Annotated in this window: 20 protein-coding genes; 8 read left to right on the forward strand and 12 right to left on the reverse strand. The window is 69.3% G+C overall.

The features are described from left to right. Positions 1 to 38 precede the first annotated feature (38 nt). Positions 39 to 938 (forward strand): zinc metalloprotease HtpX, encoded by a 900-nt coding sequence (gene htpX, locus E6C64_RS16410; protein WP_136428777.1) that lies wholly within the window; start codon positions 39 to 41, stop codon positions 936 to 938. Here htpX and E6C64_RS16415 read toward each other — a convergent pair. Beyond that, on the reverse strand, positions 935 to 2152 hold the full coding sequence (locus E6C64_RS16415; RefSeq protein WP_332908237.1) for a winged helix-turn-helix domain-containing protein: 1218 nt from the start codon (positions 2150 to 2152) through the stop codon (positions 935 to 937). The genes htpX and E6C64_RS16415 overlap by 4 nt on opposite strands. A gap of 65 nt (positions 2153 to 2217) precedes the next feature. Between E6C64_RS16415 and E6C64_RS16420 the strand changes: the two genes are divergently transcribed. Both E6C64_RS16420 and ilvA read left to right on the forward strand, forming a co-directional pair. Further along, the gene (locus tag E6C64_RS16420; protein WP_136428778.1) at positions 2218 to 3408 is read left to right on the forward strand and encodes an AI-2E family transporter; all 1191 of its coding nucleotides are present in this window, start codon (positions 2218 to 2220) and stop codon (positions 3406 to 3408) included. After that, positions 3401 to 4693: a threonine ammonia-lyase gene (gene ilvA, locus E6C64_RS16425; protein ID WP_136428779.1), complete on the forward strand. Its 1293-nt coding sequence runs from the start codon at positions 3401 to 3403 to the stop codon at positions 4691 to 4693. The genes E6C64_RS16420 and ilvA overlap by 8 nt, the downstream gene beginning before the upstream one ends. 83 nt (positions 4694 to 4776) lie before the next feature. On the opposite strand, the gene E6C64_RS16430 is transcribed toward ilvA, so the two are convergent. The 5 genes from E6C64_RS16430 to E6C64_RS16450 form a co-directional block, all read right to left on the reverse strand. Next, on the reverse strand, positions 4777 to 6402 hold the full coding sequence (locus E6C64_RS16430) for an amidohydrolase (protein ID WP_136428780.1): 1626 nt from the start codon (positions 6400 to 6402) through the stop codon (positions 4777 to 4779). 148 nt (positions 6403 to 6550) lie between these two features. After that, positions 6551 to 7288, reverse strand: coding sequence for a PspA/IM30 family protein (locus E6C64_RS16435; RefSeq protein WP_136428781.1), 738 nt, complete (start codon positions 7286 to 7288; stop codon positions 6551 to 6553). A 70-nt stretch (positions 7289 to 7358) separates the two neighbouring features. Then, positions 7359 to 9518 carry a TPM domain-containing protein gene (locus tag E6C64_RS16440; protein WP_158437908.1) on the reverse strand — a complete coding sequence of 720 codons (2160 nt, stop codon included), beginning with the start codon at positions 9516 to 9518 and terminating at the stop codon, positions 7359 to 7361. Between the two features lie 105 nt (positions 9519 to 9623). After that, positions 9624 to 10115: a transcription elongation factor GreA gene (gene greA / locus E6C64_RS16445; protein WP_136428783.1), complete on the reverse strand. Its 492-nt coding sequence runs from the start codon at positions 10113 to 10115 to the stop codon at positions 9624 to 9626. A gap of 140 nt (positions 10116 to 10255) precedes the next feature. Further along, complete coding sequence (locus E6C64_RS16450) at positions 10256 to 10693, reverse strand: DUF4307 domain-containing protein (RefSeq protein ID WP_158437909.1); 438 nt, start codon at positions 10691 to 10693, stop codon at positions 10256 to 10258. A 142-nt stretch (positions 10694 to 10835) separates the two neighbouring features. Here E6C64_RS16450 and E6C64_RS19295 point away from each other — a divergent pair, with 142 nt between their 5' ends. Further along, entirely contained in the window at positions 10836 to 11174 is a 339-nt protein-coding gene (locus E6C64_RS19295; protein WP_199241079.1) for a hypothetical protein, read from the forward strand. 31 nt (positions 11175 to 11205) lie between these two features. Here the strand turns inward: E6C64_RS19295 and trhA are convergent, their stop codons facing one another. Beyond that, positions 11206 to 11913: a PAQR family membrane homeostasis protein TrhA gene (trhA, locus tag E6C64_RS16460; protein WP_438941875.1), complete on the reverse strand. Its 708-nt coding sequence runs from the start codon at positions 11911 to 11913 to the stop codon at positions 11206 to 11208. A gap of 262 nt (positions 11914 to 12175) precedes the next feature. On the opposite strand from trhA, the gene E6C64_RS16465 reads away from it, so the two are divergent. From E6C64_RS16465 to E6C64_RS16480, 4 genes are all read left to right on the forward strand, one after another. After that, positions 12176 to 12961, forward strand: coding sequence for an isoprenyl transferase (locus E6C64_RS16465; protein WP_136428785.1), 786 nt, complete (start codon positions 12176 to 12178; stop codon positions 12959 to 12961). 101 nt (positions 12962 to 13062) lie between these two features. Next, positions 13063 to 14196 carry an aminotransferase class V-fold PLP-dependent enzyme gene (locus tag E6C64_RS16470; RefSeq protein WP_136428786.1) on the forward strand — a complete coding sequence of 378 codons (1134 nt, stop codon included), beginning with the start codon at positions 13063 to 13065 and terminating at the stop codon, positions 14194 to 14196. Positions 14197 to 14522: 326 nt separating this feature from the next. Beyond that, on the forward strand, positions 14523 to 15845 hold the full coding sequence (phoH2, locus tag E6C64_RS16475) for an RNA 5'-3' helicase PhoH2 (RefSeq protein WP_136429287.1): 1323 nt from the start codon (positions 14523 to 14525) through the stop codon (positions 15843 to 15845). Between the two features lie 140 nt (positions 15846 to 15985). After that, complete coding sequence (locus tag E6C64_RS16480; RefSeq protein ID WP_136428787.1) at positions 15986 to 16645, forward strand: prepilin peptidase; 660 nt, start codon at positions 15986 to 15988, stop codon at positions 16643 to 16645. Positions 16646 to 16710: 65 nt separating this feature from the next. Here the strand turns inward: E6C64_RS16480 and E6C64_RS16485 are convergent, their stop codons facing one another. The 5 genes from E6C64_RS16485 to xseA all read right to left on the reverse strand — a co-directional run bounded on the left by E6C64_RS16485 (position 16711) and on the right by xseA (position 21034). Beyond that, a complete protein-coding gene (locus E6C64_RS16485; protein ID WP_136428788.1) occupies positions 16711 to 18105 on the reverse strand; it encodes a class II fumarate hydratase in 1395 nt (464 codons plus the stop codon). Between the two features lie 87 nt (positions 18106 to 18192). Next, positions 18193 to 18798 (reverse strand): carbonic anhydrase, encoded by a 606-nt coding sequence (locus tag E6C64_RS16490; protein ID WP_136429289.1) that lies wholly within the window; start codon positions 18796 to 18798, stop codon positions 18193 to 18195. A gap of 35 nt (positions 18799 to 18833) precedes the next feature. Then, positions 18834 to 19475, reverse strand: coding sequence for a DUF4245 domain-containing protein (locus E6C64_RS16495; RefSeq protein WP_136428789.1), 642 nt, complete (start codon positions 19473 to 19475; stop codon positions 18834 to 18836). A 58-nt stretch (positions 19476 to 19533) separates the two neighbouring features. Next, positions 19534 to 19779, reverse strand: a complete 246-nt coding sequence (locus E6C64_RS16500; protein WP_136428790.1) for an exodeoxyribonuclease VII small subunit — start codon at positions 19777 to 19779, stop codon at positions 19534 to 19536. Position 19780: 1 nt separating this feature from the next. Beyond that, a complete protein-coding gene (gene xseA / locus E6C64_RS16505; RefSeq protein WP_136428791.1) occupies positions 19781 to 21034 on the reverse strand; it encodes an exodeoxyribonuclease VII large subunit in 1254 nt (417 codons plus the stop codon). Positions 21035 to 21056 lie beyond the last annotated feature (22 nt).

Consider the following 21056-nt stretch of genomic DNA (forward strand, 5'->3'; position numbering starts at 1 on the left):
GCTCCTGTTATCGCACCGCTCCATAGACCGAAGGCCCCGTGTACTCCGCAATAGCGAAGAACAAGCGCAACACCGTCTTCATCATGGTGTTCTTCTTCATCCTGATCGGCGTCCTGGGTCTGGTCGTCAGCTACCTCTACAGTCCCGGCAACTACACGATCGCCATCGTCGTGGTCGTCGGCGCGGCTCTCTACGCGTGGTTCCAGTACTTCATGGCGACCCGGCAGGCGCTCGCCATGGCCGGCGCGGTCGAGATCCAGAAGGTCGACAACCCGCGCCTGTACCGCATCGTCGAGAACCTGTCGATCGCCACCGGCACGCCCATGCCGAAGGTCTACATCGTCGACGATCCTGCTCCGAACGCCTTCGCGACCGGACGCGACCCCGAGCACGCGGTCGTCGCGGCAACGACCGGTCTGCTGGCCCTGATGGACGACGCCGAGCTCGAGGGCGTCATGGCGCACGAGCTCGGGCACGTGCGCAACTACGACATCCGGGTCTCCATGGTCGTCTACGGACTGGTCGTGGCCGTGGGCCTCATCTCCGACATCCTGCTGCGGATGGCCTTCTTCGGCGGCGGCCGCAACCGCGGCGGGAACAGCAACGACGGCGGCGGGATGATCCTGCTGGTCGTCGGGCTCGTCGCCGCGGTGCTCGCGCCGATCGTCGCGTCCCTCGTCCAGCTCGCCGTGTCCCGGCAGCGCGAGTACCTCGCGGATGCGACCGGGGCCCTGACCACACGTCACCCCGACGCCCTGGCCAGCGCGCTGGAGAAGCTCGAAGGCTACGGCCGGCCGCTGCGCAAGCAGAATTCGTCGATGGCCCATCTGTGGATCGCCGATCCGCTGAAGAAGGGCGCGCTCGAGAGGCTGTTCAGCACGCATCCGCCGATCGCGGATCGCGTCGCCCGCCTCGAGAAGATGGGCGGCTCCTTCTAGGAGCCGCCGATCACGGCACGCAGGGGAGCCGCGAGGTCGCCGCGCGGCTCGATGACCACCCCTCCCTCGAGACCCTGCCACCGTGCCGCCGACCTGAGCAGTTCGGCGATTCGCTCGACCTGCCGATGGCCGGCTGAACCCTCGGACCACGATGCCTGCGCGCGCAGCACGCCGGCCTGGCGGTCGCTCTTCAGGTCGATCCGCCCGACGATCTCGTCATCGAGGAGCACAGGCAGCACGTAGTAGCCGTACACGCGCTTGGGCTGCGGGACGTAGATCTCTATCCGGTAGTGGAAGCCGAACATCCGCTCCGTCCGGCTGCGCTCCCAGACGATCGGGTCGAACGGAGACAGGAGGGCGCCGTCGGAGATCCGGCGCGGAAGGCGGGCATCGCGGTGGCGCCAGGCCGGGATGGGCCGGCCGTTGCGCTCCCATCCGGCGACGCGCACCGGGACCAGGTCTCCGGCGTCCTCGAGCTCCGCTGCCGCGACGGCGACCTCGGGGCCCTTCAGCCGGTAGTAGTCGGCGAAGTCGCGCAGCGTGCCGACCCCGTAGGAGACGGCCGCGCGGCGGAGGAGCTCCCGGATCGCGTCGGGTCGAGCGACCTCGATCTCCCTGATCTCGGCCGGGACCACCTGCTCGGCGAGCGCGTATCGGCGTTCGAAGCGGCTGCGCCCCGCGCTCGCGACCTCGCCCCACCAGAAGAGGTACTCGAGACCCTCCTTGACGTCGGACCAGCCCCACCATGGCCCGCGGCGCACGTTGGACTCGTGCTCGATCTCGCTGGCCGCGAGCGGCCCACGGGCGGCCAGCTCGGTGCGCAGCCAGTCGAGCATGGCGCCGTTCTGCTGCACCCATGCGTCCTGGCGCGTGTGCTTCTCGCGGTAGGCGTCCATCCGCCACCGGAAGAGCGGCCACATGTCGACCGGCATGAAGCACGCGACGTGCGGGAGGTACTCGATGTAGCCGTGAGCGGGGGAGAAGAGCAGCCGGTCGAGCAGCGCACGGTCGTAGCCGCCGAGCCGGGCATGCAACGGGAGATAGTGACTGCGCTCGAAGACGTTGACCGAGTCGATCTGCAGGATCTGGAGCCTGTCGAGGGTCAGCTTGAGCTGTCGGGTGCCGATCGCAGCGGGCCGCAGACGGCCGAACCCCTGTGCGGCCAGCGCCATCCTGCGCGCCTGGGCCGCGCTCAGCTCGTCGACACCGCTCACCCGACTGACGATAGCGATTGCCGCGGACATCAGGGATTCAGCCAGCCCTCCGTAGACTTCCGCCTATGGCGCACGAGCCCGACGGGGCCGAGGACAGCACGGTGCAGGACGGCACGACAAGCAGAAGCGTGCCGCTGGACAGCGGATCCCCCTCCGATCGACGCGCGCTGCCCGGCGCGGTCCCACCGGGCATGCAGATCGCCGGCGCCTGGTCGTGGCGGATCCTGGTGGTCACGGCGGTACTGGCCCTGGTGCTGTTCCTCATCGTCCAGCTCTATCTCGTCGTCATCCCGGTGCTGATCGCGGTTCTCATCGCGGCGCTGCTGGTGCCGCTCGTGAACTTCCTGATCCGGCACCACTGGCCGAAATGGCTGGCCATCCTCGTCGCGGAGCTGGGCACCCTCGCGGCGATCGCCGGCCTCGTCTTCCTCGTGGTGACCCAGGTGGCGCGGGGCTTCGGCGAGCTCAGGAACAAGGCGATGCAGTCGTACTCCGACCTGCAGGCCTACCTCCTCAATGGACCGTTCCACATCACCCAGGCGCAGTTCAACGACGCGATCACCCAGATCGGCAACGCCATCCAGCAGGACAGCCAGGTCGTGGTCTCGGGTGCCCTCTCGGTGGGGTCGAGCCTCGGCCATGTGCTCACCGGGCTGCTGCTCGTGCTGTTCAGCACCCTGTTCATCCTCATCGACGGGCGCGGCATCTGGGCCTGGGTGGTGGGGCTGTTCCCGAGACGGGCGCGCAGGGCGGTGGACGGCGCAGGTCAGGCCGGCTGGCTCACGGTCGGCAACTTCGTCCGCGTGCAGATCCTGGTGGCGTTCATCGACGCGATCGGCATCGGGATCGGCGCGCTCATCCTCCAGGTGCCGCTTGCGATCCCCATCGCCGTGCTCGTGTTCCTCGGCTCGTTCGTGCCGGTCCTCGGGGCGCTCTTCACCGGCGTCCTCGCCGTGTTCATCGCCCTCGTCTACAACGGGCCGGTCGTGGCGCTCATCATGCTCGGCGTCGTGATCCTCGTGCAGCAGATCGAGGGCCACGTGCTGCAGCCCCTGATCATGGGCACCGCGGTCAAAGTGCATCCGCTCGCCGTCGTGCTCGCCGTAGGCAGTGGTGCGATACTTGCGGGCATCCCGGGCACGTTCTTCGCCGTTCCCGTGGTCGCCGCGCTCAATGTGATGATCAAGTACATCGCCCAGGGCGACTGGCGAGAGAAGCCGAAACCACAACTCGAGGACGTCGTCCCAGATGCCTGACTCCGTCACCACCATCGCGGGTGCCCAGCCCGCATTGTCGCAGACAGCGCCGACCTACGGGGGCCCGTCGCTGGCGGACTTCGAGCTCGCCCGCGACACCGTCGCGGTCGTCGCCCAGAAGACCCCGCTCGAGAGCTCGCGGTTCCTGGCCGAGGTGCTCGGCAGCCCCGTCTACCTCAAGTGCGAGAACCTGCAGCGGACCGGTTCATACAAGATCCGCGGAGCCTACAACCGCCTCTCCAAGCTCTCCGAGACGGAGCGGGCGCGCGGCGTCGTGGCGGCCTCAGCCGGCAACCATGCCCAGGGCGTGGCCTTCGCGGCGCGTGAGCTCGGCATCACCGCCACGATCTACATGCCGCTCGGAGTCGCGCTGCCCAAGCTGCAGGCCACCCGCGACTACGGAGCCGAGGTCGTGCTCGAGGGGCGCATCTTCGATGAGACCCTGCGCGCCGCCGCCGCGTATGCGGAGCGCACCGGGGCCGTGTTCATCCCGCCGTTCGACCACATGGACGTGGTCGAGGGCCAGGGCACGCTCGGACTCGAGATCTGGGAGCAGATGCCCGAGGTCGACACGGTGATCGTGCCGATCGGTGGCGGAGGCCTGATCTCCGGCGTGGCGAGTGCCATGAAGCAGAAGGCGGCGACCGTCGGCAAGACCATCCGGGTGATCGGCGTGCAGGCGGCTAACGCTGCCGCGTATCCGGTGTCGCTCGCGAGCGGGGCGCCGACCACTGTCGAAGTGACAGCCACGATCGCCGACGGCATCGCCGTGGCGCGTCCGGGCGCGCTGAACTTCGGGATCATCCGCGACGCCGTCGACGAGGTCGTCACGGTCACCGACGACGAGACGGCCCGCGCGCTGGTCGTGCTGCTCGAGCGCGCCAAGCTCGTCGTCGAGCCCGCCGGAGCGGTGGGCGTGGGGGCGATGCTCGCCGGGAAGATCGCCGGCGACCTCGGCAACACCGTCGTGGTGCTGTCGGGGGGCAACATCGATCCGCTCATGATGGAGCGCGTCATCAGCCGCGGTCTCGCCGCGGGCGATCGCTACCTCAGCCTGCGGATCGGCCTACCCGATCGGCCCGGCCAGCTCGCAGAGATCTCGCGACTCATCGCCGAGGCCAACGCCAACGTCGTCGAGGTGCTGCACACCCGCCATGGCAAGGGCCTGCAGATCAGCGAGGTCCAGCTCGAGGTCAGCATCGAGACGCGCGGCCTCGAGCATCGTGAGCTCGTCGTCGCGACCCTACGCGCTGCGGGCTACGACCCGCACGTCGTCGGCTCCTGACCCGCCCTGTCGAAGCGCCGAATTGCCACTTATGGCTCTCAAATCGCCGTGTTGAGAGCCGAATCTGGCAATTCGACGCTGGGCTAGACGCGGGTGCCGGCGATGAAAGTCGCCAGGATCGCGGTGTCGGCCAGATCCTCGGCCGGAGTGGTCAGCGGGTCGGCGGCCCAGACGGTGAAGTCGGCGTCGAGGCCTTCGGCGATCCGGCCCGTGCGATCGTCCCAGCCGACCGCGAACGCGGCGGAGGTCGTGTAGCCCTCCAGCGCCATGCGGGCGGTCAGCGCCTGCTGGGGGAGGACCTTGAGCAGCTCGGGACGGTCATGCGGGCGGCGCAGCTGGGCGTCCGCGATGATCGTGCGCGGATCGTACGGCGCGATGGGCCAGTCGGATCCGAGAGCCACCGTGATGCCTGAGTCGTAGAGCTCGCGCATCCGCCAGCCGTTCACGGCAGCCCGCTCGTGTCCGAGGCGCTCGCTCCAGTTGTCGGTGTGATCGCCCCAGACGTACAGCGTCGAATGCGTGGGCTGCATGCTCGCGACGATCTCCGCCGCGATCATCTTCTCCATGGTGCCGGCGGGCATCGTCTCGATGTGCTCGATCCGATGCCGGGCGAGCGCGCGCTGCTCGGCCGGGATCTCGGAGATCACGGTGACAGCCTCGAGGATCGCGGCGTCTCCGATCGCGTGCGTGGCCGTGGCGATGCCGCGCTCGGCCAGAGCATGCACGGCTCGGCGGTACTCCGTGATGTCCAACCACAGGCTGTCGGTCGACTCGCCGTGGGTGTCAGGCTCGTGCAGCCACGCGGTTCCGTTGTCGACGGTGCCATCGAGCACGAGCTTGACGCCGTCGATGATCCAGCGCTCGCCGCCCGTGCCCTGCAGGTCGAGCACGCGCTGCAGCTCGGCCTCGAAGTCGAGCCCTGAGCTGAAGACCGGGGAGGCGCGCAGGCGGAGAGGCAGGGGAGCGAGCTGCTCCATCCGCTCGAGCACCTCGATCGAGTCCATCTGGAAGTCGAGCATGTAGGTGGAGGTCAGGCCGGACGCGGCCATGCCGGCGAGCACGCGGTGCGCGGCGGCGGCAGCGGCAGCGGCGTCGAACGCGGGAGCCGCGCCGAGGACGGCGAACTCGGCCTCCGCCTCGAGGAGCAGACCGGTCGGGACTCCATCGGAATCGCAGACCACCTCCGATCGGGTCGGGAACTCCACGGGGCCGTCGATGCCTGCCGCGGCCAGGGCGGCGGGAGTGACGAGCGCCGAGTGGCCGTCGAACATCCGGACCAGGCCGGGGCGATCGCCGATGGCGCGGCTCACGATCTCGCCGGTGGGGGTGGCGCCCGCGAACGCGTTGGGGTCCAGACCCCAGCCCAGCACCCATTCGTCCTCGGGGATCGTCGCGGCGTACTCGCGAAGGCGATCGACGATGCCGTCGAGGGTCAGCAGGCCGAAGAGGTCGACGCCGCGCGCGGTGTGCGTAGCCCCGGAGATCGCATGAGAGTGAGCGTCGATCAGACCAGGCGTGATGGTCGCGCCGGGGAAGTCGATCCGCTCCGTGCGCGCGTCGCCCCACGCGGCGGCGTCCACGGACGAGCCGACGGCGACGATGCTGCCGTCGGCGATGGCGATCGCGGTGACCGGCGTCGCCTCATCCACCTCCTCCTGCAGGGTGTGCACGGTGGCGGCGGTGAGGATCAGGTCGACGTGCTGGCTCATCTGTTCATCCTGGCGGGGAAACTTCACGTAACAGGTCCTTGAACACGGATCAGGCGAAAATCACCTGATCCATGGGCGAAAACGCAGAATCGCCTGAACGGTGAGGATCGCCTGATCCGTGAAGGGTGCAGCCGGGGGGAATGAAGGCCTAGGAGGTGACGGCCTTCGGGGCGGCGCTGCCGGCCTTCAGCGCAGCGAGGCGGGCCTCGACCTCGGTCAGCTCTCCGATGTCCTCGAGGTCCTCGAACTGGGCGTCGAGACTGGACGCCGCGAGCTCCTGCTGCCCGCGGACCTTGGCCTCCTCGCGGCGGATCTTGTCCTCGAAGCGGCTCACCTCGCTGGTCGGGTCCATGATGTCGACGCTCTTCAGCGCGTCGTTCACCTGGCTCTGCGCCTGGACGGTCTTCTGGCGGGCGATCAGCTCGTCGCGCTTCGAGGAGAGCTCGTTGAGCTTCTCCCGCATCTTGGTGAGGCCCGACTTCAGCTGGTCGACGACCGCGGTCTGCGAGGCGATGGTCGGCTCGGCCTGCTTCGCCTCGTTCTCGGACTGGAGCTGGCGAGTCAGCGCCACCTTGGCGAGCGCATCGAACTTGTCCGCGTCGGCGGCATTGCCGGCGCCGCGCAGCTCGTCGCCCTTGCGGCTGGCGGCGAGCGCCTTCTGGCCCCAGGTGGCGGCGTTCTCGACATCCTCGCGGTGATCGTCCTCGAGCAGTCGGAGGTTTCCGATCGTCTGCGCGACGGCGCTCTCCGCCTCGGCGATGCTGCTCGTGTAGTCGCGCACGAGCTGGTCGAGCATGAGCTGGGGGTCCTCGGCGTTGTCGAGGAGCGCGTTGATGTTCGCGCGGGTGAGCTGGGCGATGCGACCGAAGATCGACTGCTTGACCATGGTTCCTTCTCTTTCTGGGTTGCGGATTCGGGTGGTGATGCGTGCTGATCGAATGGGTCAGGTGGGGGAGTTAGAAGCGGCCGCCTCCGCCGCGTCGTCCGCCGCCGCTGCGGGATCCGCCGAAGCTCCGGGATCCGCCGCCGAACGAGCCGCCGCCTCCGCTGCGCCGGCTGCTGCTCCCGCCGCTGAACCCCCCGAAGCCGCCGCTGCTGCGGCCGCTGGAGCGATAGCCGCCGCCCGAGCCGCCGCCGGAGAACAGGCCGCCGATGATCCCGCCCAGCACCGCGCCAGCGACGTCATCGCCCGAAGACGAGTTGGAGCGGGATCCGCCGGACCAGCTCGAGCCGCTGCCGTACCCACCTGACCCGCTGGTCCAGAAGTCGCCGACGTCGGTCTTGGCGAAGTTGAGGGCGCTCACGGCGAGCGATGACGCGGCTTGAGCATCGGCGATGGCGGCCTCAGGGTCGTTGAAGCCGAGCGAGATCGCCTGATCCAGATGCCGCTGGGCTTCGGCGAGCCGGGTGCGTGCTCCGTCTCCGACCGAGCCGCGGCGCGTGGTGATGAAGTCGTTCGCGGTGTCGATCTGGCTGCGCGCGCCCGCGATGGCTCGTTCCAGGGTGGCGCGTGCCCGCTCGATGCGCTTGGCGTTCTCCCGCGCGGGTGCGAGGGCCGCGTCGACCCGCGCCTCGGCGGCCACCATGGCGGTGAGGGCGGCGACCGGATCGCGACGGGCATCGCCGCCGCTGCCGGCTGCGGCCAGCGTCTTCCGGGCGTCGGCGACCAGTGCGTCCAGCTCGGGTGGTGTCAGCGCCTTCGCGGCAGGGGTCAGAGCGGCACTCTCGTCGAGATCCGAGGTCAGCTCGCGGGCGGCGTCGTCGAGCTTTCCGGTGGCCGCCTCGAGATCCGGCCCCGTGCGGTCGACGGTGTCGAGCAGCTGTCCGACCTGCGCGACGCTCTGCTGGGCGTTGCGGACCGCGACGGCCGCCTCGCCCGCGGCACCCGAGCGGAGGCTGGCGGCTGCGCGACTGCTCTCCGCCGTGGCGAAGCCCACCAGCTTCCTGGCCTGCGCCACGTTCTGGGCGACGGGTTCGAGTGCGCTGGGCGCGTAGCGGGCGGCCAGGACCGTCAGCTGCGCCTCGGATGCGTCGATCCGTGCCGTGGTCCGCTCGAGGTCGCCCGTCACCGCGGTGAGGGCCGCCGGGGCGTTGCGTCCGAGCTCACGCAGCTTGTCGAACGCATCGGTCTGGGCGTCGAGCTCGGCATCGGCCGATTCGCAGAGCGCGATGATCTGCGTCGTCCATTCGCGCTTCTGCTGGTCGGTGTCGGCATGCGCGTCGTCGAGCTGCTGCTTGAGCCGGAACGCCTCACGCAGCTTCCCGCGTGCCGAGGTGAGCGCGGCGCTGAAGGCAGCGGTCTGCTGCTCGCCGAACTCGGCGACCGCGAAGCCGAGTTCCTGCTCGCTGGTCTTGACCGCGTCATCGAGCTCGACGAGCAGCTTGCCCGACTGCAGGTCGAGGTCGCGCTGGCTCGGACCCGCCACCGCGTCGGGCTGGGTGCGACGCCGGCGCCTGCTGACGGAGACGACGATGATGACGATCAGCGCGGCGAAGCCGCCGAGGATGAGCACGGTCGGCAGCAGGTTGAAACCTCCGGACCCGCCGTCCGATCCCGTGTCGGATCCTGTTCCGGAACCGGTGCTCGATCCGGTGGACCCCGAGAGCGAGCTGCCCAGACCGCTGGCGATGCCGGTCGCCGCTCCGATGGCGGCACCCGCCCAGTCGTCGTCGGCCAGGTACGGCACGATGTCGTCGCTCTCGATGTCCTGCAGCTGGGTGTCCGAGAGCTCGACGGACGAGTCGGCGGAGAACCAGTACTGGCGGGCCTCGACCGCTACCACGAGCAGGGCGTTGCCGGTGCCGAGCCCGTTGCTGTCGACGACCTCGTTGCTCCAGTCCTCGATGTCGGACGGGCTGGTGGGGGTGTCGATGTAGGCGACCAGGAGCGTCGTGCCGGTCTTCTGCTGGAGCTCGTCGATGGCGCTCTGCACCTGCGAGGTCTCCGTGCCGCTCAGCGCGTTCGCCGTGTCCACGATGTCGGCACCGCCGAATTCGACCGGATCCTCGGCCCACGCCGGAGCAGCGAACGAGACCGACGCCGCGATGCCGAGGGCCCCGATCGCGCTCAGCAGGAATCTGCGTCCCCGTGGGGATCGGTCCTTGCTGGATCGCACCTGCTCACCGTATCCACGCACCCTGTGAACGGGGTAGAGGAGGAGTGTGTACGTTCCGGCCGAATACCTACGGAATTTCGTAGGTATCAAGCTGGAACGTACGTGCTACTGGCCGGTGTAGGGGTCGACGCGCAGGACCTCGACGGCGATCTCTCGGCCGTTCGGTGCCACATAGGAGGTCTTGGCGCCGACGGCGAGGCCGAGGATGGACTGGCCGAGCGGGCTCTGCTCGCTGTAGACATCGAGGTCGCTGTCCCCGGCGATCTCGCGATTGCCGATGAGGAACTGGCTCTCGTCACCGGCAATCGTCGCGGTGATGACGGTGCCGAGCTGCACGGTGTCGGAAGAGGTGGGCGCGTGCCCGACCTCGGCCGTGCGCAGCAGCTGGGTGAGCTGGCGGATGCGGGCCTCGATCTTGCCCTGCTCCTCCTTGGCGGCGTGGTAGCCGCCGTTCTCCTTGAGGTCGCCCTCTTCGCGCGCCGCCTCGATCTTCTTGGCGATCTCGCCGCGACCCTCGACGCTGAGGTTCTCGAGCTCTGCGGAGAGACGGTCGAAGGCTTCCTGCGTGAGCCAGGTGACCTGGGCTTCCTGCGGCATGACTGCTCCTGGGGGATGGATCGGGGTGGCGGGACGGAATGGTGCGATCGGAACGGGGGAGGGAGCCGCTGTGAAGCTGCCTCTTCGCCGGCGTTCGGGCCGGGCCGGACAGCGGAGGTCCGGATGGCGAATATGTGAGCCTACGCGAGCCAGCAGCGGTAGATCAAGCCGGTGTTCGGCCTGATCACGGTGCGAACGGTCTCGACGAAACCGCGGGTGCGCTCGGTCGAGGCGGGGATCTCGACGATCTTCCAGCCGATGATCTCGAAGCTGTCGTCGAGGGCCTGGACGGCGCAGGTGGCCGCGGTGCCGGGGTCCATGGTGATCTCGAATCGCACCGTGGCGGTGCTGTCGGTGAGCACGTAGCCGGTGTCGCGGACGTCGATGTCCGCCGTGGTGCCGTCGAGTCCGCCCCAGACGACCCAGGCCGCGAACAGCGCCACGAAGACGATCGCGGCGCCCAGCACCAGCAGGCGCGAGCGCTTCCGTCGTCCGGTGGATCGGCCGTAGCGCGCGTCGAGCTCCCCGCCCGGCGACGATTCCGTCGTCGGGGTGCTCGGCGATGCCGTCCCTGCCACGAAGCTCCCGTCGTGCGCCAACTACTCTGAATGCAACGCTACAAGCTCAATCCCGGGCGCTCGCCCGGGAGCCCACCGGCCCTCGTCATGGCGCTGCGCACATCGCAGCGACGCGCCGAGTCGGTCGACCAGGAGGATTCCGGTGCTCGACCTCGCAACAGCAGTGCTCGCGATCAGCGTCCACGTCGACTCCGCACTGCGCACGGTGGCGACGCCGACGCCCTCGCCGGCCCCCGAGTTCGACGAGACCATCGTCACGCCTGGGCCCGCAGGATTCATCGTGATCTTCGCGATCGCGCTGCTGACCGTGCTGCTCATCCTCGACATGGTGCGCCGCGTGCGCCGCGTGCGGCTCCGCGACGGTCTCGCCACCGAGGCGCGGATGGCAAACGAGCTCCGCGTCGGCGGTGACGGCCGCGCGAGCGGTGACGGCCAGGCCAGCGGTGACGGTCGCGGCGCCGGGGACTCGAAGGCTCCCTGAGCGGCAGAACCGGGCAACTCGCGAAAGGCCCTCAGCCGTTGAAGGCGGGATTCAGCGCGATGAGCAGCGTCGCCGTCCAGTGGCAGCCGAACGCGAGCGCGGTGCAGGCGTGGAAGATCTCGTGGAAGCCGAACCTGCCGGGGAACGGGTTGGGCCGCTTGAAGCCGTAGCAGAGCGCGCCCACCGTGTAGAGCAGTCCGCCGATGAAGATGAGCGCCATCATGACGGCGTTCGCCGCGAACAGGTCGCCCGTGTACATCACGGCGACGAAGCCCAGACCGAGGTACAGGGCCACGTAGAGCCAGCGCGGCGCACCGATCCACAGCACCCGGAAGAGGATGCCGAGGAACGCGACGACCCACACGAGCGTCAGCAGCAGATTGCCCTTAGCCGGTGGGAGCGCCAGGAGGGCGAGCGGAGTGTACGTTCCGGCGATCAGCAGGAAGATGTTGGAGTGGTCGATCCGCTTGAGGAGCCGCTTCGCCTTCGGCTTCCAGTCGAAGCGGTGGTACAGCGCGGAGTTGCCGAACAGCAGCAGTGATGTGACGGCGAAGATCGCGCTCGCCGTCTTCGCGACGGCGCCGTCGGCGAGGGTGATCAGCACGATCCCGGCTGCGATGGCGAGCGGGAACATCCCCGCATGGATCCAGCCTCGCCAGGTGGGCCGCTGTTCGGGAACAGCGTGGTCGAGCTCGTCCTCGAGCAGAGGGATCTGTGGCAGATCTGCCCCGTCGCCCACCGGCTCGAGGAGCGACCCCCCTCGGGTCTCCCGGTCGCCGTCGCCCGTCGCGGCGTCCGCACCCTGCGCCGACTGAGAGGAGACGCGCGCGCGTCCGGACCGGCCGTCGGAGTCGGGGCGGGGGCTGTTCACCCGGACACTGTACTTGGGGCTCTCGCAGACACGCTGGAACTCGGGCCGTCATGGAGGCCGCCCGCCCGGCACTCGCAGGTCCCCGACGTGGTGGGCGGCGGGGCTCGATGCTTGCGACTAACGTGATGGCGTGCTCGCACGCCAAGCGCAGACGCCGCGCAATCCGATCTACGCGCTCTATCAGCGCGGGATCCGCAAGCAGCTGAGCCCGGAGACCGTCCCGAGGCACATCGCCATGATCCTCGACGGAAATCGCCGCTGGGCCAAGCAGCTCGGTCTCGAGACCGCTGCGCACGGCCACCGCGCGGGCGCCGACAAGATCGGCGAGTTCCTCGTCTGGTGCGACGATCTCGGCGTCGAGGTGGCCACTCTCTACCTGCTCTCCACGGACAACCTCACCGGCCGCGATCCGGCCGAGCTCAACGCGCTCTTCGAGATCATCGGCGATCTGGCAGCGGACCTGTCCAAGTTCCGCGACTGGCGGGTCAAGCAGGTCGGCTCCAATGCGGGCCTGCCCGACGAGCTCGTGGCCAAGCTGGCCGCCGCCGAGCTGGCCACCGCGGACCACAGCGGGCTGCACGTCAACCTCGCCGTCGGCTACGGCGGGCGCAAGGAGATCGCCGACGCGATGCGCAGCATCGTCGCGTCGCACCATCTGCAGGGCGGCACCATCGAGGACCTCGCGGCCGTGCTGACCCCCGAGCTGATCAGCGAGCACCTCTACACCGGCGGTCAGCCCGATCCGGATCTCGTCATCCGCACCTCCGGCGAGCAGCGGATGTCGGACTTCATGCTCTGGCAGAGCGCACACAGCGAGCTCTACTTCGTCGAGGCGCTCGGCCCCGACCTGCGCGAGGTCGACTTCCTCCGTGCCGTCCGCGACTACGGCAAGCGCCACCGCCGCTACGGCAGCTGACCTGCAGCCCTGATCTTCAGGCCTGACCCACAGCCCGGATCCGCCGCAGAGGGTGGCCGCTCCGGACCGGCGTGTCGGGCCCCCGTAGGCTGTCGGGTGCCATGACGACGACCATCGACGACTTCGCCGCAGGATTCCGAGAGGAACCCGGCTTCCTCGACTACGCATCGTTCGGTCCGCTGTCCGCCGCGGTCGCCGCCGAGGCCGATGCCCTGAACGAGCTGGTGGGCCGCGCCAGATTCGGTGCCGTCGACCAGCTCGCGGACGAGGACGAGCGGGCGCGAGCGGCACTCGCGGGGCTCACGGGCTTCCGCGCCGACCAGGTCGTGCTGCAGCCCGACACCAGCACGGGCCTCATGCACGCCATGTTCGGCCTCACCGGTGGAGTGCTGCTCTCGCCGGCCGACTACCCGGCGCTGACCTTCGCGGCGGTGCGCGCCGAGCAGACCCTCGGCGTCGTGGCGCCCGTCTGGCTCGACACCGATCACGGCAGGGTCACCCCGGGCCGGATCCGCGAGCAGCTCACCTCCACCACCGTGGCCGTTGCGGTCAGCCTCGTCGATCCGCGGACCGGATACCTCGCCGACATCGACGGCATCCGCCAGGTGATCGGCGACCGGCTGCTCATCGTCGACGTGATCCAGGGCTTCGGCGTGGTCGATGCGCCCTGGGGCGTGGCGGACATCATCGTCGGCGGCGGCCACAAGTGGCTGCGCGCCGGGTGGAGCACGGGCTACCTGGCGATGAGCGATCGCGCTGTCGACCAGCTCACCCCGGTCTTCTCGGGCTACCGCGGCACATCGCGGACAGATCTCACGCCGTGGGACGAGGTGCTCGACCCCGTGCAGGGCGCCGCGGCCTATCGCGTCACGAGCAGCGACCCCCTCGCAGCAGGCCGGCTCGCAACCGCGCTCGAGGAGGTGGCATCGGTCGGCATCCCGGCGATCAACGAGGCCGTCTCCGATCGGGTCAGCCGGGTGATCGACCTGGCCGACGAGTTCGCCATCCCGATCGTCTCATCGCGGGCCCCCAACGAGCGCGCCGGCATCGTCATCGTCGAACCGCCCGCCGAGCACCTCACGGTGATGACCGCGTCGCTGTTCAACCACGGCGTCGCCGCCACCGTGCGCCAGGGCAGGGTGCGTCTCGCCCCGCACGCTGCGACCGGCCAGGAGACCCTCGACATGCTGCGCGCCGCGTTCACCAGCTACGGCTCCGCGATCCGGATGCGCTGACCGCTGTCGGCAGGTCGGGAGGGCTTGCGCGGACGTCGGCGCAGATGAATCCCAGGTCAGCGGCGCATTCCGCGCCCGAGGTCAATCGTTAATCTTCTCGTAACGTGCCGAAACGCGTGGGAGTACCCGACATGGACCAACGTGTCGTAACGTTCCCTCATCGAGTAAGTGACTCGATCGAAACGGCCACATAAGTACGTTTCGTTGACGTCTCCACCGTGGCCGTCTCGAATACACGGAGTGCGAGCAGCTCGCACCCCGGGGTGGGAGAGACTGTGGCATCTGAGGCCCGTTCGACGTCCGGCACCAATCGCAGCACCGAGAGCATGGGGCACGTCTCCGGACGCAGCTCGACCGGTGAGCGAACCTACGTGCTGGACACATCCGTCCTGCTGTCCGATCCCAAGGCGATCCTCCGGTTCGCCGAGCACGCCGTCGTGCTGCCGGTGATCGTCATCACGGAACTGGAGGCCAAGCGGAACGACCCGGAGATCGGGTACTTCGCACGCCAGGCACTGCGCAATCTCGACGATCTGCGCGTGCACCACGAACGGCTCGACTTCCCCATCCCAATCGGCGACGACGGCGGATCCATCCGGGTGGAGCTCAACCACTCGAACATGTCCGCCCTGCCGTCCGGTCTGCAGCTGGGCGACAACGACTCCCGCATCCTCGCGGTCGCGATGAACCTCAAGAACGACGGCCTCGACGTGGTCATCGTCTCGAAGGACCTGCCGATGCGCGTCAAGGCCTCCTCGATCGGCATCCCTGCCGAGGAGTACCGCGCCGAGCTCGCCGTCGACTCGGGCTACACCGGCATCGCCGAGATCGCCCTCTCCGGCAACCAGGTGGCCGACCTCTACGACCACGAGCGCCTCACGACCGACGCCGTGAACGGCCTGCCCATCAACACCGGGCTCGTCATCTCGTCGGAACGCGGATCGGCTCTTGGCCGAGTGACGTCGAAGAACGAGCTGCGGATCGTCCGCGGCGACCGCGAGCTTTTCGGCCTGCACGGTCGCTCCGCCGAGCAGCGGCTCGCCATCGACATGCTCCTCGACCCCGAAATCGGCATCGTCTCGCTCGGCGGACGCGCGGGCACCGGGAAGTCGGCGCTGGCGCTCTGCGCCGGACTCGAATCCGTGCTCGAGAAGCAGCAGCACCGCAAGATCATGGTCTTCCGCCCGCTCTACGCGGTGGGCGGCCAGGAGCTCGGCTTCCTGCCGGGCGACGCCCAGGAGAAGATGAACCCGTGGGGTCAGGCCGTCTTCGACACCCTCGGCGCGATCGTCTCGCCCAACGTGGTCGAGGAGGTCGTCGAGCGGGGCATCCTGGAAGTGCTGCCGCTCACCCACATCCGAGGTCGCTCTCTGCACGACGCGTTCGTGATCGTGGACGAGGCCCAGTCGCTCGAGCGCAATGTTTTGCTCACGGTGCTCAGCCGGATCGGCCAGAACTCCCGGGTGGTGCTCACCCACGACGTGGCGCAGCGCGACAACCTGCGCGTCGGTCGGCACGACGGCGTCGCATCGGTCATCGAGACGCTCAAGGGCCACGGCCTGTTCGGTCACATCACGCTGACCCGCTCGGAGCGCTCCGCCATCGCCGCGCTCGTGACCGAGATGCTGGAGTCGAACGAGCTCGCCTAGCCGCGACCGCCGACCCGACCACCTGAACTGCCCAGTTCTGCCGCCTGACGTGCTCTGCGAGCGGCAGAACTGGGCAGTTCGGCATCCGGGGCTGTGGATAACTCCCGCATTCGACGTCGTCGTCCGGCTACCGTGCGGGCATGATCGCGCATCGGGTCTCCGAGTCCTCGTCCGCCGGGGCATCAGCTGACGCATCCGCATCCGCATCCGCATCCGAATCGACCGACTCGTCGGCGGGCACCGCCGTTCGGCTCCGTCGCCGTGGGGTCCGCCGCTGGGCCGTCCCCACGCTCGAGGTCGGATCAGGCATGGCGCTGGCCGTGGTGGGGCTCATCGCTGTCGGATGGTCGCCCGCATTGGTCGGCGTGCTCTACCTGGCGGCCGTGACCCCGGCGCTGGTCCGAATCGATCTCACCGTGCACCGGCTGCCGAACGTCCTCGTGCTGCCCGGGTATGCCGCCGCCGGTGTGAGCGTCGTCCTGACCTGGGTGGCCGACGGCGGTCTGCCCGCTGCGGCGCTCATCGCGGGCGCCGCCTGGTTCGGCTTCCTGCTGCTGCTCAACCTCGCCGGCGGCATGGGCATGGGCGACGTCAAGCTCGGGGGAGTGCTCGGCCTCGTCCTCGGCGCCATCTCCGTCGACGCCGCTCTGCTGGGCCCGATGCTGGCGTTCCTCAGCGGCGGGATCGCCGCCATCGTGCTGCTGGTCGTCCGTCGACGCCGCGGAACCCGCATGCCGTTCGGGCCCTATCTGCTGCTGGGCTTCTGGGCAGCGGTGCTGCTCAGCTCCTCGCCGCTATGAAACAAGGCTCCCCGCTACGGAAAGATCCGCAGCGGGGAGCCACTTCATACCGCGGCGAGCGGAGCTCAGCCGGGACGGGTCATCGAAAGCACGTCGAGCGCAGTGTCGAGCTGCTCGATGGTCAGCTCGCCGCGATCGACGTATCCGAGGTCGAGAACCGCCTCCCGGATCGTCTGCTTGTGCGCGGCGGCGTGCTTGACGATCTTGGCTGCTGCCTCGTAGCCGATGATCCTGTTCAGTGGGGTCACGATCGAGGGCGACGACTCGGCCAGGGCGAGCGCGTGCTCGACGTTCGGCTCGAGGCCATCGACGGTCTTGTCGGCGAGCAGTCGCGTGGCGCTCGCCAGCAGGCGGATCGACTCGAGCAGTGCGGTGCCCATCACGGGGATCGCCACGTTCAGCTCGAAGAAGCCGGATGCTCCCGACCAGGCGATGGTGGCGTCGTTGCCGATGACGCGGGCGCTCACCATGAGCACCGCCTCGGGGATGACCGGGTTGACCTTGCCGGGCATGATCGACGAGCCGGGCTGGAGGTCGGGGATGTGCAGCTCGCCGAGGCCGGCGTTGGGGCCCGAGCCCATCCAGCGGATGTCGTTGCAGATCTTGGTGAGACTCACGGCGAGCACGCGCAGCGCTCCCGAGGCCTCCACCAGTCCATCGCGGGCGCCCTGCGCCTCGAAGTGGTCGAGGGCCTCGGTGATCGGCAGGCCGGTGTCCTCGGCGAGGACCTGGATGACCTTCTGCGGGAAGCCGAGCGGGGTGTTGATGCCCGTGCCCGTCGCGGTGCCGCCGAGCGGCACCTCGGCGACGCGCGGGATGGTGGCCTGCACGCGGTCGATGGCGAGCCGGATCTGCCGGGCGTAGCCGCCGAACTCCTGGCCGAAGGTGACCGGGGTGGCATCCATCAGGTGGGTGCGGCCCGACTTGACGATGGACTTCCAGGCCTCGGCCTTGGTCTCGAGCGACTCCGCGAGGTGCTCGAGCGAGGGGACCAGCTGGGTCAGCAGCGCCTCGGTGACGGCGATGTGCACCGAGGTGGGGAACACGTCGTTGGAGGACTGCGAGGCGTTGACGTGGTCGTTGGGGTGCACGGGGGAGCCGAGCGCCGTGCTCGCGAGGGTGGCGAGCACCTCGTTCATGTTCATGTTCGAGGAGGTGCCGCTGCCGGTCTGGTAGACGTCGATCGGGAACTCGCTGAAGTAGCCGCCGGCGATGACCTGGTCGGCGGCGCCGACGATCGCCTGGGAGATGTCGGCGTCGAGGCGGCCGAGCTGGGTGTTCACGATCGCGGCAGCGCGCTTGATGCGGGCGAGCGCCACGATCTGCGCGTCTTCGAGGCCGGCACCCGAGATGGGGAAGTTCTCCACCGCCCGCTGGGTCTGCGCGGCGTAGAGCGCGTTCAGGGGAACCCGCACCTCGCCCATCGTGTCGTGCTCGGTGCGGTACTCCGTGTCCACCACTGCGTGGTCCTCCTGATCGGTGAGGGGTGAGAATCTTGCGGAACTGGTCGTGCGAACGTGTCGTGCGAAATGTGCCGTGCGAGCGCCTCAGTCGACGATGCCGACGACGAGGTCGCGCTGCGCCTGGCCCTCGAGGAGCCGGTAGTTGGCGCCGACGATGGCAAGGCTACCGTCGGCGATGGCCCCCGAGATGAGCTCGGACTGCTCGAGCAGCGCCTTGACGGTGTCGCGGAGATGGACTCTGCCCACCTCGTGCGCATCGATCAGCCGGGTGTCGATGGTGCCGTCATCGCTCACAGGGGCGGAGGCGCGCACCGCCGGCACGATCTGGCTGACGAGCCTCTCGATGTGCACGGGCAGCGCCGGGGCATCGGGACCCTGCGAGTCGATCGCCGCGCGGACCGCGCCGCACTCGTCGTGGCCGAGCACGATGATGAGCGGCACCTGGAGCACCGCGACGGCGTATTCGAGCGAGCCGATCACCGAGTCGGAGATGACCTGTCCGGCATTGCGAACGACGAAGAGGTCGCCGAGTCCCTTGTCGAAGATGATCTCGGCCGCCAGGCGCGAATCGCTGCAGCCGAACAGCGCCGCCTGGGGCTGCTGGATGTGGGCGAGCTCGGCGCGGCGCTCGATGTCTTGGCGAGGATGCTGGGGTGCGCCCGCGATGAAGCGCTCGTTGCCGCGCACCATCTCGGCCCACACGGAGGCGGGGGTCTTCTGGGCGGTCACGGTGCTCCGATCTGCTCGGCGAGGGCGGTGGCGAGGGTCGTGAACTCCGCATCCTCGGCGGTGCCGTAGACCGCATAGAACTGCCCGTCGACGTCGGTCGCGAGGGCGTACTCGAGGTTGCCGGCATCCGAGTCGTCTCGATCGTCGTAGACGTCCCACTGCTGGCCGCCGATGGTCGTCTGACCTGTCACACGGTGATCGTCGAGGAGGTTCGCGAGCCAGGTGCTGTTGCCGTCGACGCCCTGGCTGTATGCGAGGAAGTCGCGCTCGGGCGTGATGAAGCCGACGTACCAGGAGGTGACGCCGCCGGTCGTGCTGGTGCGCAGCTCGGCGGCGTTCGCCTTCCAGCCGTCGGGGAGGACAGGCACCGCGAGCGGAGCGTCGACCGCTTCCTGGGCGTCGACGGCCAGGGCGGTGTAATCGATGTCGGGATCGGCGGGGGAATCGCTGCGCGGCACCAGGAGGACGAGCACGACGGCGATCGCGAGCGTGGCCAGGAGCGACAGCCAGAGGTTGGTGGAGGTCTGCTTCGAGCGGTGCTTGCGGCTGTCCTCGGCCTTGCGGGCCGCTGTCTCCTCCGCCGTCTCCGGGCGGCCGAGCTCGGCGACGATCGCGGGCTGCTTCTGCTTGGGGCTCACGCGGCGACCGTCGGCTGGCACACGTGGTCGGGTCGCTCCGCTGTCGGCACGGGCTTGCTCATTCGCCGGCGGGCGCCTTGGCGGCGCGGGCGGCGTCGAGGCGGCTGCGCGCACCGACGAGCACCTCTTCGCAGCGCTGCGCGAGAGCCTCGCCGCGCTCCCACAGCTGGAGGGAGTGCTCGAGCGTCTCGGCGCCCTGTTCCAGCTGCCCGACGACGCGGATCAGCTCGTCTCGCGCCTGCTCGTAGCTGAGTTCGCTGATCGACGGAGCGGTCGCGGGGCTGTCTGAACTCACGGGTGGCATTCTATTCCGCCCCTCCGACGACGCTGCCGTGCGCCTGATCCGCCCCGTGGGCGCCCGTGCTGACGGCGCCGATCGAGCCGTCGGCCAGCCTCACCGCCAGCACCTCGCCCTCCGGCGCATCGTCGACGGTTCGCACGAGCCTGCCGTCGGCACGCTGCGCGATCGAGTACCCCCGCGCGAGCGTGCTCTGCGGTGACAGCGCGCGCACGCGGGTCGCCAGCTGCATCGTCTGGGTCTCGCCGCGCTCGACCAGACGCATCGTGACCTCCTCGCCGCGCGAAACCCACCGGGTGAGCTCATCGGCGCGCTGATCGACGAGCCACGAGGGGCGTGCCAGCGCCGGCCGGGAGCGGAGCGCGGTGATCCGATCGACCTCGATCGACACCTTGTGGGTGACACGACTGCGGATCCTGGATCGCGCCTGGTCTACCCGGGCGAGCTCCTCGGAGACGTCGGGGACCACGCGCTTGGCGGCGTCGGTGGGAGTCGAGGCGCGCAGGTCGGCCACCTCGTCGAGCAGAGGGCGATCCGCTTCGTGGCCGATCGCACTGACGAGGGGGGTGGTGGTCGCCGCCGCGGCGCGCACCAGCTGCTCGTCGCTGAACGGGAGCAGGTTCTGGAAGTCGCCGCCGCCGCGGGCCACGATGATCACGTCGATCTCGGGATCGGCATCGAGCGTGCGGATGGCGCGGGTCACCTCGCTCGCTGCTCGGTCGCCCTGGACCATCGCATAGATCGTGCGGAACTCGACGGAGGGCCAGCGCAGCTGCGCGTTGCGCATCACATCCTTCTCCGCATCGGAGTCGCGACCGGTGACCAGGCCGATCATCCGCGGCAGGAAGGGCAGCGGGCGCTTCCGCGACGCGGCGAAGAGCCCCTCGGCCGCAAGGGCGGCGCGGAGGCGCTCGAGGCGCTCGAGCAGGTCGCCCAGCCCGACGTGCCGCATCTCGTAGACCTGCATGGTCAGCGATCCGCCCTTGACCCAGAAGTCGGGCTTGATGAGCGCGATCACCCGATCGCCCTGCTTGAGGTCGGAGGGGATCCTGGCCTTGACGGACGACCAGATCTGGAAGCTGACCGTGGCGGGCTGCTCGAGGTCCTTGAGCTTGCCGTAGACGTTGCCGCCCGAGACGCCCCACTGGGTGATCTCGCCTTCGACCCAGACCGTGCCGAGTCGATCGATCCAGCCCTTGAGCTTGCTGGAGAGCAGTCGGACCGGCCATGGCGTCTCGAGGGTGGCGGGGGAGTCGGTCATGCGGTGCCTCTCCGATCGGCGG

The organism is Naasia lichenicola, from assembly GCF_004801885.1.
In the GTDB taxonomy this organism is placed as follows: Bacteria; Actinomycetota; Actinomycetes; order Actinomycetales; family Microbacteriaceae; genus Naasia; species Naasia lichenicola.

Bases quoted from the DNA above. Each gene is read 5' to 3' on its own strand.
- E6C64_RS16420 (WP_136428778.1), top strand. From the start codon at position 2,218: ATGGCGCACGAGCCCGACGGGGCCGAGGACAGCACGGTGCAGGACGGC.
- ilvA (WP_136428779.1), top strand. From the start codon at position 3,401: ATGCCTGACTCCGTCACCACCATCGCGGGTGCCCAGCCCGCATTGTCG.
- E6C64_RS16430 (WP_136428780.1), bottom strand. From the start codon at position 6,402: ATGAGCCAGCACGTCGACCTGATCCTCACCGCCGCCACCGTGCACACC.
- E6C64_RS16435 (WP_136428781.1), bottom strand. From the start codon at position 7,288: ATGGTCAAGCAGTCGATCTTCGGTCGCATCGCCCAGCTCACCCGCGCG.
- greA (WP_136428783.1), bottom strand. From the start codon at position 10,115: ATGCCGCAGGAAGCCCAGGTCACCTGGCTCACGCAGGAAGCCTTCGAC.
- E6C64_RS16470 (WP_136428786.1), top strand. From the start codon at position 13,063: ATGACGACGACCATCGACGACTTCGCCGCAGGATTCCGAGAGGAACCC.
- phoH2 (WP_136429287.1), top strand. From the start codon at position 14,523: ATGGGGCACGTCTCCGGACGCAGCTCGACCGGTGAGCGAACCTACGTG.
- E6C64_RS16480 (WP_136428787.1), top strand. From the start codon at position 15,986: ATGATCGCGCATCGGGTCTCCGAGTCCTCGTCCGCCGGGGCATCAGCT.
- E6C64_RS16490 (WP_136429289.1), bottom strand. From the start codon at position 18,798: ATGGTGCGCGGCAACGAGCGCTTCATCGCGGGCGCACCCCAGCATCCT.
- E6C64_RS16500 (WP_136428790.1), bottom strand. From the start codon at position 19,779: ATGCCACCCGTGAGTTCAGACAGCCCCGCGACCGCTCCGTCGATCAGC.
- xseA (WP_136428791.1), bottom strand. From the start codon at position 21,034: ATGACCGACTCCCCCGCCACCCTCGAGACGCCATGGCCGGTCCGACTG.